This window comes from Collimonas sp. OK607 (assembly GCF_900111995.1).
Classification (GTDB): Bacteria; Pseudomonadota; Gammaproteobacteria; order Burkholderiales; family Burkholderiaceae_D; genus Collimonas.
Genome location: NZ_FOKF01000004.1, coordinates 21,659 through 35,430 on the forward strand (window position 1 = coordinate 21,659; position 13,772 = coordinate 35,430).

Annotated in this window: 11 protein-coding genes; 9 read left to right on the forward strand and 2 right to left on the reverse strand. The window is 59.5% G+C overall.

Going from position 1 to position 13,772, the window contains the following annotated elements:
* Positions 1–42: 42 nt before the first annotated feature.
* On the forward strand, positions 43–1,485 hold the full coding sequence (locus BM029_RS04375) for a coniferyl aldehyde dehydrogenase (RefSeq protein WP_092432998.1): 1,443 nt from the start codon (positions 43–45) through the stop codon (positions 1,483–1,485).
* Between the two features lie 13 nt (positions 1,486–1,498).
* On the forward strand, positions 1,499–2,809 hold the full coding sequence (locus BM029_RS04380) for a spinster family MFS transporter (RefSeq protein ID WP_092432999.1): 1,311 nt from the start codon (positions 1,499–1,501) through the stop codon (positions 2,807–2,809).
* A gap of 43 nt (positions 2,810–2,852) precedes the next feature.
* On the opposite strand, the gene BM029_RS04385 is transcribed toward BM029_RS04380, so the two are convergent.
* Entirely contained in the window at positions 2,853–3,950 is a 1,098-nt protein-coding gene (locus tag BM029_RS04385; RefSeq protein WP_092433000.1) for a Rieske 2Fe-2S domain-containing protein, read from the reverse strand.
* Between the two features lie 139 nt (positions 3,951–4,089).
* Positions 4,090–4,875 (reverse strand): enoyl-CoA hydratase, encoded by a 786-nt coding sequence (locus BM029_RS04390; protein ID WP_092433002.1) that lies wholly within the window; start codon positions 4,873–4,875, stop codon positions 4,090–4,092.
* A 164-nt stretch (positions 4,876–5,039) separates the two neighbouring features.
* Between BM029_RS04390 and BM029_RS04395 the strand changes: the two genes are divergently transcribed.
* The 7 genes from BM029_RS04395 to BM029_RS26210 are packed head-to-tail and all read left to right on the forward strand — an operon-like array spanning position 5,040 to position 13,716.
* Positions 5,040–5,816, forward strand: a complete 777-nt coding sequence (locus tag BM029_RS04395; RefSeq protein ID WP_092433003.1) for an SDR family oxidoreductase — start codon at positions 5,040–5,042, stop codon at positions 5,814–5,816.
* Positions 5,817–5,844: 28 nt separating this feature from the next.
* Positions 5,845–6,828 (forward strand): bifunctional MaoC family dehydratase N-terminal/OB-fold nucleic acid binding domain-containing protein, encoded by a 984-nt coding sequence (locus BM029_RS04400; RefSeq protein WP_211482434.1) that lies wholly within the window; start codon positions 5,845–5,847, stop codon positions 6,826–6,828.
* Between the two features lie 9 nt (positions 6,829–6,837).
* On the forward strand, positions 6,838–7,974 hold the full coding sequence (locus tag BM029_RS04405) for an acyl-CoA dehydrogenase family protein (protein ID WP_092433005.1): 1,137 nt from the start codon (positions 6,838–6,840) through the stop codon (positions 7,972–7,974).
* Positions 7,946–8,371: a MaoC family dehydratase gene (locus BM029_RS04410; RefSeq protein WP_092433006.1), complete on the forward strand. Its 426-nt coding sequence runs from the start codon at positions 7,946–7,948 to the stop codon at positions 8,369–8,371. Before BM029_RS04405 ends, BM029_RS04410 begins: the two co-directional genes overlap by 29 nt.
* A 20-nt stretch (positions 8,372–8,391) precedes the next feature.
* The gene (locus tag BM029_RS04415; RefSeq protein WP_092433008.1) at positions 8,392–9,588 is read left to right on the forward strand and encodes a lipid-transfer protein; all 1,197 of its coding nucleotides are present in this window, start codon (positions 8,392–8,394) and stop codon (positions 9,586–9,588) included.
* A 16-nt stretch (positions 9,589–9,604) separates the two neighbouring features.
* Positions 9,605–10,774 carry an acyl-CoA dehydrogenase family protein gene (locus tag BM029_RS04420; RefSeq protein ID WP_092433009.1) on the forward strand — a complete coding sequence of 390 codons (1,170 nt, stop codon included), beginning with the start codon at positions 9,605–9,607 and terminating at the stop codon, positions 10,772–10,774.
* Between the two features lie 35 nt (positions 10,775–10,809).
* Complete coding sequence (locus tag BM029_RS26210; RefSeq protein WP_244544902.1) at positions 10,810–13,716, forward strand: long-chain-acyl-CoA synthetase; 2,907 nt, start codon at positions 10,810–10,812, stop codon at positions 13,714–13,716.
* Positions 13,717–13,772 lie beyond the last annotated feature (56 nt).

Here is a 13,772-nt window from a genome sequence, read left to right on the forward strand (position 1 = left end):
GTCTTGGTAGCATCATAAAACAAATAAATCTGGAGACCTGAAATGTTGTCAAATGAGCATAGCGTCACTGCGGCAAACGTAACGATTCGCGCACTACTGGATGCCCAGCGCCAGGCTTTCGTCGCCGCCGGCGCCGTCAGTGCCGACGAGCGCAAGGCGCGTTTGCAAAGCGCCATCGATATGCTGGTGAAGTACAACGATTTGCTGTGCGCTGCGATGGACAAGGATTTTGGCGGGCGTTCCGCCGTCTTTTCAATGATGAACGACATCCTGGGCGCGTTGGCGTCGCTCAAGCATGCGCGCGAGCACTTGGCGGATTGGATGCCGCAGCAAGCGCGTCCCAGCGTCGCCCCATTCGATAATTTCGGCGCCACCGCCTGGGTCCGCTATCAGCCGAAGGGCGTCGTCGGCATCATCGGTACCTGGAATGCGCCGGTATTCACCTTGCTGTCGCCGCTGGCCAGCGTATTTGCGGCGGGTAACCGGGCAATTTTAAAACCGTCCGAAATCGCCCCGGCGACGGCCGAAGTCATGGCGACGGCGGTAGCAGAGTTTTTTGCGCCGGAGGTGCTGACGGTGGTCAACGGCGATAGCCAGATTGCCGCCGCCTTTAGCGAACAAGCCTGGAATCACCTGGTATTTACCGGATCAACCGGCGTCGGCAAGGCGGTCATGCAAGCGGCGTCGGCCAATCTGGTGCCGGTGACGCTGGAGCTGGGCGGCAAATCTCCGGTATTGATCGGACGTAGTGCCGACATCCGCAATGCCGCCGAGCGGATTACCGTAGGCAAGGGTGCAAATTCCGGGCAGCTTTGCGTTTCCCCCGATGTGGTGTGGGTGGCGCAGGATCAGCTGGAACCGTTTATCGCTGCCGTGCGCGAGTTTTATGAAGGTTTGTTCCCCCGGATCGGCGCCAACCCCGATGTCGTGGCCATTGTCAACGAGCGCCATTTCAAGCGGGTCGCCGGCTATATCGACGATGCCCGTTCACGGGGTGCCCGGGTAGAGACTGCCGGCAGCGGGGAGCCGCATTCGACAGAGCGCCGCATGCCTCTGCAGCTGGTCGTCAATCCGCCCGCCGACAGCCTGATTGCCACCCATGAGATATTCGGTCCGGCGCTGGTGATCAATACCTACGCGAAAATCGACGATGCGATCGCTGCCGTCAATGCGGGTGAGCGCCCGCTGGCCCTGTATTACTTCGGCGATGATGCGGCCGAGGAGCAGCGTGTTCTGGATCAAACATTGTCGGGCGGCGTCTCCATCAACGACGTCACGATGCACCCGGCGTTGCACGATGCACCGTTTGGCGGCGTCGGCGCTTCGGGCATCGGTCATTATCACGGTCATGAAGGTTTTCTGGAGTTCAGCCATGCGCGTAGCGTGTACAAAGCAGGCCAGCAAGATCCGCGCCGCGAATGGGGCATGTTGCCGCCGTATAGCGAGCAATTCGAACAAATGCTGCGTGCCGGCGTGAACCCGTAAAGCGATTGCGTCCATGCCCGATCTTCAGAGTGCCGTGCCGCAGGATATTGCCTACGTTCAGGAAAGCAACGGAACCAATCCCCATTACATCCTGTGGATGCTGACTGTGATGTCAGCGGTTTCCTTCATGGACCGGCAAGTCTTTGCGGTGCTTAGTCCGCAAGTCAAGCTGGAATTCAATTTGTCGGATTTGCAAGTCGGGATCGTCACCGGCCTGGGCTTTGCACTCACTTTCAGCATCCTTGGCATTCCACTTGGGCGTGTGGCAGACAGCCATAGCCGCCGCAACCTGATTGCGGTGTGCCGCACACTCGGCGCGGCGATCACGATGCTCGGCGCCGGCGCCGCCGGCTTCTGGCAGCTGGCTTTCACCCGCACCGGCGGCGCTTTGAGCGAGGCCGGCGGCGCGCCTGCATCGATGTCATTGATTACCGATCTCTACGCGCCGCGCCACCGTTCGCGCGCTATCAGCGTATTCGGACTCGGGGCTAATGTCGGTGCTTTGCTGGCATTGGTGGGCGGTGGCTGGCTGGCGCAGAAATTCGGGTGGCGCGTGACGCTGGCCGGCATCTGTTGCGCTTCGATGGCATTGGCGCTGTTGTTCCGGATTTCCGTGCGTGAGCCCGGGCGCGGCATGGTTGCCATGGCGCCGGCCAGGGAGGCGGTCGGACAAGATGCCGTACGGCAGATCTGGCGTATCCCGGTCGCTCGCGCCTTGATTGTAGCCGCGGCTTTCGTCTTGATTTCCGCGTACGCCTTTGGCGCCTGGAATTTCACGTATCTGGTGCGCTATCACCACTTGTCGCTATCACAGGCGGGGCTGGTCTCGGGCGTGGCAGCGATCGGTTCGGTATTGGGCGGCCTGACGGCAGGAGCGTTGGCCGATCATTTGGCGCGCCGCGATGCGCGCTGGCAGATCGGGGTTCCGCTGGCAGGTATCTCGTGCGCACTGCCGCTGGGTTTGCTGTATTTTCTGGTGCCATCAGGCGGGATCGCCTGGGTAACGGCGCTGGTCGCAGCGTTTGCCTTTTTTGTGTCGTGGTGGGTAGCGCCTACCTATGCCGCGCTCAGCTTTGTCGTTGCCTCGAACCGTCGCGCTACCGCGAATGCGATGCTGCTGCTTGCCGGGTCGGTGCTGGGCAGCGGCGTCAGCCCTGCATTGACGGGATGGGTGAGCGATTTGCTGGCGCCGATGGCCGGAGCCGATTCGTTGCGGTACGCGATGGCAATGGCGATGAGTTTGCTGAGTGCTGCTTTGCTGGCGTTTTATTTCGCGCTGAAAGCTTATCCTGCGGCCAAGGCAAGCGCCGAACGGTATAAATAAAAAGGACGTAGGGTGGGCATGATGTGCGCACCCTACAACTGCCTTACGCCGCTTGCGTATAAGGCTGCGCGCCGCGGGGAATGTAGACGCCTTCGCATTGCTCCAGATACTCCTGTTTCTTCGCGCGCGGATTGAAGAACTGCTTGTACCAGATGCGTGCTTTCATGAACGGGCCGTCGGATGGCAGGAACAAGCCGTTCAGGCAAGGTCCCTTGTTGGTCCACACTTCAAAATCCTGCATGAACGCCAGCCGGCTGGATTCCTGGAATTGCCGTGCTGCAATCGTATCCGCCGTTGTCACTTGTGCATTGCCGCTCGCCGGCTTCACCATCAATGCATGCCAGACCTTGACCGAACCGTCGTCGACCGGGGTATGGGTGATCAGCAGGATCGATTCGAACATGCCGGTGAGATAAGAGATCAGGACGCCAGGGCCGTGGTAAGTGGTATCCGTATGCAAGATCGGGCTGGCGCCGTCAGCCGCAACCAGCGTCCGATGCGGGCCGCATTGCCGCTGCGTGGCGGTATGCGCGCGGAATTCGTTTTCATAGCGTTCCACGGTGGAGCCGTGAATCGGCGTCAGATGGCCATAGTCGCAAATGTTGTCGATGATTTCCTGGGGATGCTGCTGCAGCATGCCGAGATGGTCGAATTTCCAGCGTACCCAGGAGGTATCATTCCACTGCGGCAACGAAGGATGTTCCCATTCCGGATCGCCGCCTTCCGGATCGTGCCAGACCCAGACCGCACCCATGCTTTCAGTCACTTGCCATGATTTGACGCAGGCAGTGGCCGGGATCGGTCCCTGGTGGTAAGGAATGTCATCGCATTTGCCGTCCGGACCGAAGCGCCACGCGTGGTAAGGGCAGCGGATGCCGTCGCCTTCGACATTGCTGCCGCCACCGTCGAGCACCACATAGGAAGTCGTGTTGGGCGCCGCCAGGTGGGTCTTCATGTGTGGGCAGTAAGCATCGAGCAGCACGACCTTGCCGGTAGCGCGCCCGCGATACAGGGCAAAGTCTTTGCCGAAGAAACGGACCGCGAGCGGTTTGTGGGTATTCAACTCTTCGCTGTCGGCGATCATGAACCAGCCACGAGGGAAAGTGAAATCCCCCAGCCGGTAGTCTTTCGATGTAGCCATGGATTCTCCTGGGTATTCTTGGTTCTGGGACCTGGATTCAGTAATCTGGAATCAGACAGGTTTTATGCCATTGTTGTCCACATGCGGCCCTGCCGCATACTCTGTTTGAACGATGTCGTCGGTGGCGCTTGTCTCCCGCTTATCGCCCTTCGTATCTGGGTTTGCGCTTTTCGATGAAGGCTTGCATGCCTTCCTTCTGATCCCGGCTGGCAAACAACAGCTGGTTGGCTTTGCGTTCCAGCATCAGTGCGACATCCAGTGGCGCATCCATGCCGGCGAGAACCACTTCCTTGATCTGCATTGCCGCCAGCGGTGGCATGGCGGCAATCGTGCGCGCCATTGCTAATGCTTCGGGTAAAACCTGGTCGTCGGCAACGACATTGCTGACCAGGCCCATGACTTGTGCTTCCCGCGCGGTGACCGGCTTGCCGGTCAATAAGATGCGCATGGCGTTGAATTTGCCGACTGCGCGCACCAGGCGCTGCGTGCCACCGATGCCGGGCATGATGCCGATGCGGATTTCCGGCTGGGCGAAGCTGGCGCTTTCGCCGGCGATGACAATGTCACAATGCATCGCCAATTCGTTGCCGCCGCCAAATGCATACCCGCATACCGCCGCGATGACCGGTTTGGGGCAACGCTCGATGGGCGCCCACACCCGTTCCGTATGGCGCTGCAAGATATCTATGGCGCCGGCATCCGCCATGCTCTTGATATCGCCGCCTGCGGCGAACACTTTCTCACCCCCGGTGAGGACGATAACCCGCACCGACGCATCGGCCGACAGTTCGGTAAAGGCTTCCGAGAGCCGCGCCTGCAAACTCAGGCTGAGGGCGTTCGTGGCATCGGGCCGGTTCAGCAAGACCACCGCCACACCTGCTTCGGGGCGTTCGACAATCAATTCAGATGCGCCTGGATCGGACACGTATTTCTCCCATAACGATATTCAATTGCAGCTTTGTGCACTACAGGCAAATCATCGTATTCAGGGAGTTCCGGAACATCGTCCTTTCGGACGTATTAAGGGTTGCTTCGTTCTCCTATAGTAGCCATACACGATACAACCCACGATACAACCGCGAAACGAATATGGCTGACACCGATAAATACAAACAGCGCCTGGTACTGATCACCGGCGGCACAAAAGGCATTGGCCGCGGCATCGCAGAAGCGTTCCTGGCCATGCATGACAACGTGATCGTTTGTGCACGCACTAGTCCCGATACTTTGCCGGCCGCAGGTGGCCGCACAGCCAGCTTCATCGCCTGCGACGTCAAAGATCCCGAAGCGGTCAAAGCCTTGATTACTACTATAGGTGAACGCTACGGCCGACTCGACGTGCTAATCAATAACGCCGGCGGCAGTCCATCGGCCGACGCCGCCACGGCATCGCCGCGCTTTCATGAAAGCGTGATCAAGCTGAACCTGCTGGCGCCGCTGAACCTGGCCCAAGCGGCGAATGCGCTGATGCAGCAACAGCCGGACGGCGGCGTGATCGTCTTCGTCGGCAGCATCAGCGGCTTAAGGCCATCGCCTGGCACGGCAGCCTATGGCGCCGCCAAGGCCGGCGTACTCAGCCTGGTGACCTCGTTGGCGGTTGAATGGGCGCCCAAGGTGCGCGTGGTGGCGGTCAGCCCGGGGCTGGTCCAGACCGAACAATCGCATCTGCACTACGGCAACGAAGCCGGAATTGCCGCCGTCGGCGCCACCATCCCGGCCGGCCGCATGGCGGTGCCGGCCGATATTGCCAATGCCTGTCTGTTTGTCGCCTCACCGCAGGCGGCTTATATGAGCGGTGCCAATCTGTTGTTGCACGGCGGCGGCGAAAAGCCTGCCTTCCTTGTTGCGGCAAACGCCGGCGCCTGATAACCCCGTCATCTAAAGGAGCAAAGCTGTGGCTGAACATGAGTGGATGAAAGAGATCCGCAACCTGGTGGGCAAGGAATACGGCCGCGTGTACGGCTGGGATCCGGTCAATGCGCCGATGGCGCGCCAGTGGTGCGAAGTAATGGGAATTAGCAATCCTGTGTATGCCGATGCAACTCTGGCAACTACTATCCACGGCAAGACCGTGGTGCCGCCGGCCATGCTGCAGGTATGGTGCATGGAGGGCTTGCACATGAATAACTACCCTCCCGGTTCAACGACTGAAAATCCGTATGAAGCGTTGAAACTGATCGAAGCGCATGGCTATCCGGCCGTGGTCGCGGTGAACTCCGAACTTGAGTTCGACCGCTATCTGACGGCCGGTGAAAAAGTGTATTACACCACCCGGCTCGATGCGATCGGTGAGGAAAAGGCAACGGGACTCGGAACCGGCTATTTCGTCACGCTGATCATGACCTTCTTTGCCGAAGGCACCAAGTCGCGGGCGGAGGCCGATGAAAAGGTCGGGCAGCTTTTATTCCGTGTCTTTAAATTCCGTCCGGCCGCTGCCGTTGCTGCTCCAGCTCCAGCTGAAGTCCCGCAAAAAGCCAAGCCGAAGCGTCCGGTGCCAGGTGTCAGCGACGATACCCGCTTTTTCTGGGAAGGCACCAGGCAGGGCAAGTTGCTGATACAGCGTTGCACTGCCTGCAAGACCTTGCGTCATCCGCCCGGTCCGGTATGCCCGAGCTGCCATTCCTTCGAATGGGATGCGCAACAGGCATCCGGCCGCGGCAAGCTGTATTCCTTTGTTGTCATGCATTACCCCGAAGTGGCGCCATTCGATCATCCCAATCCGATTGGATTGATCGAGCTGGAAGAGGGCACCCGGCTGGTGGCGCAACTGGTTGGCGTCAAGTCAGAAGAGCTGGAAATCGGCCAGTCTTTGCAGGTCGAGTTCCACAATTTCGACGATGACATGACGCTGCCGCTGTTCCGGCCGGTGCCACGGTAAGGGGCCGTCATGGATTTTCAATTAACAGAAGATCAACGTGCCTACGCGGCAACGGCACACGATGTATTTGCCGATTATTGCAGCGACGAGCAAATGCAGCGTTTCGATAAATCGGGATTGCCGTTCCAGCAGGATTTATGGCAACAGTGCATCGCCACCGGCTTGCACACCATGATCGTGCCGGAAGTCGAAGACGGTCTTGGCCTGGGCATGGCGGAACTGATCAACGTGCTGGAAGAGCAAGGCCAGGCATTGGCGCTGGTGCCGCTGTGGGAGCATCAGCTTGCTGCCGCTGCCCTGGCGGATTTCGGCACACCCGGCTTGCGTCGGGATGTATTGGCAGCGGCGGTCGCCGGCACCGCGCTACTGACGGTGGCATTGGCATCCGTCGCTTCGCCTCAAGGTCACACGTTGCGGGCTGAAACAAACGACAGCGGCTGGGTCTTGAACGGGCACGCTACAGCCGTGCCGTTTGGCGGTTCTGCCACACATGCGCTGGTGGTAGCTGAAGTAGAAGGCGCCGCGCGTATTTTCCTGGCGGACTTAAGTGTCGCCGGGGTGCGTCGGATTACCGGCGTCAGCCAGCGTCATGAACAGATTGCCGACGTGTTTTTCGACAATGCACTGATCGGCACTGATGTGCTGCTGGCTGAGTCGGCCTTGCGCTGGCTGGAAAGCCGGGCGATTGCCTGCCTGGCCGCTTTGCAAGTGGGTGTCTCGGTGCAGCAATTGACGCGCACCGTGCAATACGTGAGCGAGCGCAAGCAGTTCGGCCGCCCGATCGGCACGTTCCAGCTGGTAGCCGGACAAATGGCGGACGGCCATATCGCCCTGGAAGCGTTGCGCACGTCGCTTTGGCAATTGACTTACCGGCTCGATGCCGGTGTCGGCGCCATGCCGCAAGCCTATGCCACGCGCTACCTGGCGTGCGAGGCGGCGCATCGCATCGGACACATGGCGCAGCACGTGCACGGCGGTATCGGAGTCGATACCAGTTTTCCTATTCATCGCTTCCTGTTCTGGAGTCGCGCCTTGGGCGTCGCACTCGGCGGCACGGAGTGCAATCTTGCCAAGCTGGGCGACTGGCTTGCCGATCACGATTTATTGGGGTGGAAATATGACCTTGCAGAAGACAAAACATTTTGAAGAAATCGCGGTCGGCGACGAATTGCCGTCACTGTCGATCCCGATTACGGTACCGCTGATTGCCGGTGGCGCGATTGCCACGCGCGATTATTTTCCCGGACATCACGACCTGGAAGCCGCACGTGCACTGGGTTCGCCGCATATTTTCATGAATATCCTGACTACCAACGGCCTGGTGCAGCGTTTCGTCGAGGATTGGGCAGGCAGCGCGGGCGTGCTGAAGTCGCTCAAGATAAAGCTGGGGGCACCCAATTATCCGGGTGACACCATGACCTTCAGCGGACAAATCAGCAGCAAGGAAAGTGAAAGCCGCACCGTCGAAGTCAGCCTGAAGGGCAAAAATTCCATGGGAAATCACGTTACCGGCACGGTCACCGTGCAGTTCCCTCACGTCTGACCAGGAAGGATTACCACCCCATGTCTAATCAATCACATACTCAGTCCAATTCGATATCGGGGCGCGCTGCCATTGTCGGCCTGGGCGCTACCGAGTTTTCCAAGAATTCCGGACGCACCGAACTGAAACTGGCGATGGAAGCCACGCTGCAAGCCTTGCGCGATGCCGGCATCGATCCTAGCGAAGTGGACGGTTTTTGTTCCTATTCGGTCGACAAGGTGCCGGAATATGAAATCGCGCGTTTGCTGGGTGCGCCGGATATCAAGTTCTTTTCGCAGATTCCGCATGGCGGCGGCGCTGCCTGCGCGCCGGTCATGCATGCCGCGATGGCGGTTGCCACCGGGATTGCCAAGACGGTGGTGGTGTATCGGGCAATGAACGAGCGTTCCTGGTATCGCTTCGGCAGCGGCAGCTACGGTTTCGGCGCCACACCGTTTTTCGAAAACGTCAATTACGGCTGGTATATGCCGCACGGCTTGCATACGCCGGCCGCCTGGGTCGGCATGTTTGCCCGCCGTTACATGCATGAGTATGGCGCCACCAGTGAAGACTTCGGCCGCGTCTCGGTTGCCGTGCGCGATTTTGCCGCCACCAATCCGAATGCGTTTTTCTATGGCAAACCGATCACGCTGGAAGAGCATCAAGCCTCGCGCTGGATTTGCGAACCGTTGCGCTTGCTCGATTGCTGCCAGGAATCCGACGGTGCGGTTGCCATGATCATCACCTCGGTCGAACGGGCCCGCGATCTCAAACAAAAGCCGGTAATCATCAAGGCCGCGGCCCAAGGCCTCGCCGACGGCCAGCAGATCATGACCTCCTTTTATCGCAACGATATCGCCGGCCTGCCTGAGATGGGGCTGGTAGCCCGTCAGTTATGGGAGCAAAGCAGATTGACGCCGAGCGATATCCAGACCGCTGTCATCTATGACCATTTCACGCCTTTCGTCTTGCCGCAACTGGAAGAGTTCGGCTTTGTGAAACGCGGAGAAGCGAAGGATTTCGTGCGCGCCGGCCATCACGCGCGTGGCGGCCTGTTGCCGATCAATACTCACGGCGGACAGTTGGGCGAAGCCTACATCCACGGCATGAACGGCATCGCAGAAGGCGTACGCCAGGTGCGCGGCAGCGCCGTCAACCAGGTGCCGGATGTGCATAACGTGCTGGTGACTGCAGGCACGGGCGTGCCCACCAGCGGTTTGATTCTTGGCAACGCGTGAGCAGGGGAGACTTCACATGTTTGTAGACCTCACGCCGGAACAGCACAAGTTGCGCATCAAGGTGCGCGACTATTTCAACACCATGATGACGCCCGAACTGCGGATGCAGTTGCGCGGCGCCGAAAGCGGCGATCTGTTTCGCGACCTGATCCGGCAGATGGGCCGCGACGGCTGGCTGGCGGTCGGCTGGCCCAAGGAACACGGCGGCCAGGGTTATGCGGCCACCGAGCAAATGATTTTTTTCCAGGAAGCCAATATTGCCGGCGCGCCGTTACCTTTCGTGACGATCAGCACGGTAGGACCGGCCCTGATGCAGCACGGATCGGCGCAGCAGCAAAAGAAATTCTTGCCGGGCATGGCCGCCGGCGAGATCATTTTCGCGATCGGCTATTCCGAGCCGAATGCCGGATCCGACCTGGCAACGTTGAGCACCCAGGCACGCCTTGACGGCGAGCGTTTCATCGTCAACGGCAACAAGTTGTGGACTTCCGGCGTGGAAGCGGCCGACTACGTGTGGCTGGCCGCTCGCACCAGTACTGAACTGGCGCGGCACAAGGGCGTATCGCTGCTGATAGTCGATACCAAGGCAGCTGGTTTTTCGCATACGCCAATCGATACGGTGGGCAACTCTACTGCTGCCACTTATTACGACAATGTCGAGGTGCCGCTGGATATGCTGGTCGGCGAACTGAACGGCGGCTGGCGTTTGATCACGGCGCAGCTCAATCATGAACGACTCGGGCTTGGCTCCTGGTCGGACAAGGTGGTGGCGCAGTTCCGGCGCGTGCTGATCTGGGCGCGGGTCCGCGACGAGCACGGCCAGCGCGCAGCGGATCAGCCATGGGTCAGGCGTGCGCTTGCCGAGTGTTATGCGCGGCTGGAAGCGATGCGTCTGATCAATTTCCGCATTGCCGCGGATCTGGAAGCCGGATCGATGGATGTCGCTCTGGCGTCAACCACCAAAGTCTACGGCTCCGAAAGCGCCATAGAAATCTTGCGCAAGCTGACCGAAGTGGTGGGTGGCGGCGGGCTGGTGCGCTCGGGTTCCGCAGCGGCCCTGCTGATGGGTGAACTGGAATACGAAACGCGGGCGGCAACGCTGTTGACATTCGGCGGCGGCACCAATGAACTCCAGCGCGAACTGATAGCGCAGTTCGGGTTGAACATGCCGCGTCCGGTACGTTGAGGTTAATTATAAAAATGAAACCGGGAGAGCACTTCATGACAACCATGGCGTCGCGTGTACGCGTGACCCGCGAAGAGACGCAGGCGAAACTCGATTTGCGCAACGCGCAGTCGGCGCGCCACAAGGGTTCGCAAATCTACTGCACTGCAGAGCGGGTGGAAGAGAGCGCGCAGCGCTTTGCGTTGCGACCGTGCCTGTATTACGGCGACCAGACTTATACCTACGCGCAAATGAACGAAGAAGCCAATCGCATCGCGCATGCCGCGCATGCCAATGGCGTGCGGCGCGGCGACGTGGTCGGTCTTTGCCTGGAAAACCGGCCTGGCTTTATTTTTGTCTGGCTCGGCCTGGCGAAGGTGGGCGCGACGGTTGCTTTCCTCAATACCAATGTGACCGGTAAAACCCTGGCGCACGCGCTGGCGGCGGCCAACGCGGACAAGGTGGTGGTCGGTGAGGAATGCCTGCAGAATTTCGATTGCGCGGAACTGCGCGGCAAGGCGTCGTACTGGCTGTGGGCCGATACAGAGCGTCCGGCCGACAAGAAATTGAAATCGATCTGCGACTTTGATCTCAGCGAACGGGCGCGCGAATGCCCGGTTTCGAATCCACCCGCACACTGGCGTGACGGTTTGGTGGCTGAGAATCCTGCGGTCTACATTTTTACATCCGGCACAACGGGTTTGCCGAAGGCAGCGATTGTCAGCCACGCGCGCTGGCTGATTACCGCCGACGTCATGCAAGTCACGATGGGCGCGACGCCGGCCGATTGTTTCTATTGTTTCCTGCCGCTTTATCATGGCGCGGCGTCGTTGTCGGCGGTGGCCACGGCGTTTGCTGCCGGCGCTAGCCTGGCATTGCGGCGAAAGTTCAGCCGGCGGGAATTCTGGAACGACGTACGTCGCTATCAGGTCAGCATTTGCCAGTATGTCGGAGAAATCTGCCGCTTTCTGCTGATCGAACCGGAGCGCGTCGATGACCGCTCGCACAGCTTGCGGAAAATGGTGGGCGCGGGGCTGTCGGCGGAAGTATGGCAAAAATTCGTGCAGCGTTTCGGCGACCTTGACATCTACGAAGGCTGGGGCGCGACGGAAGCCAACACCAATACCATCAACGTCGACAATGAACTGGGTTCATGCGGCCGGGTGCCGTTCTGGGAAAAGACGAATTTGCGGATTGTCCGCTACGACGTCGAAAACGAAACTTATCCACGCGATGCCAACGGTTTTTATCTGCCTTGCGATGCGGATGAAGTCGGCGAAGCGATCGGCATGGTGGTCGATATGCCGGATATCGTGGCCGGGCGTTTCGAAGGCTATACCTCTGCCGAAGCGACCGACAAGAAAATCTTGCGCAATGTGTTTGCGCCAGGCGACGCCTGGTGGGCATCCGGCGATCTGTTGCGCTGCGACCCTGAAGGCTACTGTTATTTTATCGACCGTATCGGCGACACTTACCGTTGGAACAGCGAAAATGTATCAACGGTTGAAGTCACGGACAACCTCAGTGATTTCCCCGGCATGGATACGCTCACCATTTACGGTGTGCAGGTACCCGGCCACGAAGGACGCGCTGGCATGGCCGCCATCGTCATGGGCGCCGGCCAGAGTTTCGATCCGCAGGCATTTTATGCGCTCAGCGCGGAGCGCCTGCCTCGCTATGCCGCGCCGCTGTTCGTACGGGTGAACGCCAGCGCCGACATGACCACGACGTTCAAGCTGCGCAAGGTGGATTTGCAGCGCGAAGGGTATGACGCAACCGTGATCGGCGATCCGCTGTATGTGCGGGATGACCACGCGAAAACCTATGTCCCGCTGACGCCGGATGCGGTGGCGCGCGCACTTGGCTCTGGAGTCCAGGCCAAGGCCGCGAACGATGAACAGGGTGCAGCAGCCATACCGGCCACCGGCCGGATCCGGGCAAAGCTTGAATTTCCGTTTTCGCCGCCACTGGCGGATGGCTCGGTGGTCGCGGTTGCGCCTGGAATCTTGTGGGCGCGCATGCCGATGCCGATGCGGCTCGACCACATCAATGTCTATCTGTTACGCGATGTCGATGGCTGGGTGCTGGTGGATACCGGCCTCAACAGCGATGCCGTGCGTGAGTTGTGGGAAGTGATTTTCAGCCGGCACCTGGATGGCCTGCCGGTGAAGATGGTGTTGTGTACACATTTCCACCTGGACCATGCGGGCGTGGCGCATTGGTTGACCGAGCGCTGCAATGTGCCGTTGTGCATGAGCCTGGGCGAATTCATGATGCTGCAGTTTGCGGCATCGCCGATGCCGGATCCGTTGCCGCCGGTGCAACAAGAGTTCTATACTCGCTCCGGCATGCCAGCCGATGCGCAAGAGCAGATGCTCAAGGGAATTCGCAGCCACCCCATGCTGGCGCCGCCGGTCAAGGCATTCCGCCGGATCCGGGATGGCGACCAGCTTCGTATCGGCGCGCGCCGCTGGCGGGTTGTAGTGGGAGAAGGACATTCACCCGAACATGCCTGCTTGTATAGTGCGGAAGACAAGATTCTGATTTCAGGCGATCAATTGCTGCCAGGAATCAGTTCCAATGTGTCGGTATCTTGCATCGAACCTGAAGCGAATCCATTGAAACTGTGGCTGGCATCGCTCGACCGCCTGGCTGCACTGGCACCGGACACGCTGGTATTGCCATCTCATCAACAGGTGTTTCGCGGCTTGCATCCGCGGGTGCGGGAGTTGCACGCGCATCACGAGCAGCAATTCGATATGTTGCGTGAGATGTTTGTAGGCGACAATACCTATACGGCGTTCGATGCCATGCAAAAGATGTTTCCAAAGTTGCGTCATGCCACGGATTATATTCTGGCGTTGGGCGAGGCTATTGCGCATTTGTCATGGCTGTGCGAGAACGGAGAACTGCGCAGAGAGTTGGGTAAGGATGGCCTGTACCGGTTTCATAAAGCGACATAGGCAACATTAGCAACGTACGCGACATAAGCAACATAGAACAAGAGCAGCAGGAGACA

What these genes read in the sequence shown, in the direction of transcription:
- BM029_RS04375 (WP_092432998.1), top strand. Translation starts at nt 43, where the DNA reads ATGTTGTCAAATGAGCATAGCGTCACTGCGGCAAACGTAACGATTCGC.
- BM029_RS04380 (WP_092432999.1), top strand. Translation starts at nt 1,499, where the DNA reads ATGCCCGATCTTCAGAGTGCCGTGCCGCAGGATATTGCCTACGTTCAG.
- BM029_RS04385 (WP_092433000.1), bottom strand. Translation starts at nt 3,950, where the DNA reads ATGGCTACATCGAAAGACTACCGGCTGGGGGATTTCACTTTCCCTCGT.
- BM029_RS04395 (WP_092433003.1), top strand. Translation starts at nt 5,040, where the DNA reads ATGGCTGACACCGATAAATACAAACAGCGCCTGGTACTGATCACCGGC.
- BM029_RS04405 (WP_092433005.1), top strand. Translation starts at nt 6,838, where the DNA reads ATGGATTTTCAATTAACAGAAGATCAACGTGCCTACGCGGCAACGGCA.
- BM029_RS04410 (WP_092433006.1), top strand. Translation starts at nt 7,946, where the DNA reads ATGACCTTGCAGAAGACAAAACATTTTGAAGAAATCGCGGTCGGCGAC.
- BM029_RS04415 (WP_092433008.1), top strand. Translation starts at nt 8,392, where the DNA reads ATGTCTAATCAATCACATACTCAGTCCAATTCGATATCGGGGCGCGCT.
- BM029_RS04420 (WP_092433009.1), top strand. Translation starts at nt 9,605, where the DNA reads ATGTTTGTAGACCTCACGCCGGAACAGCACAAGTTGCGCATCAAGGTG.
- BM029_RS26210 (WP_244544902.1), top strand. Translation starts at nt 10,810, where the DNA reads ATGACAACCATGGCGTCGCGTGTACGCGTGACCCGCGAAGAGACGCAG.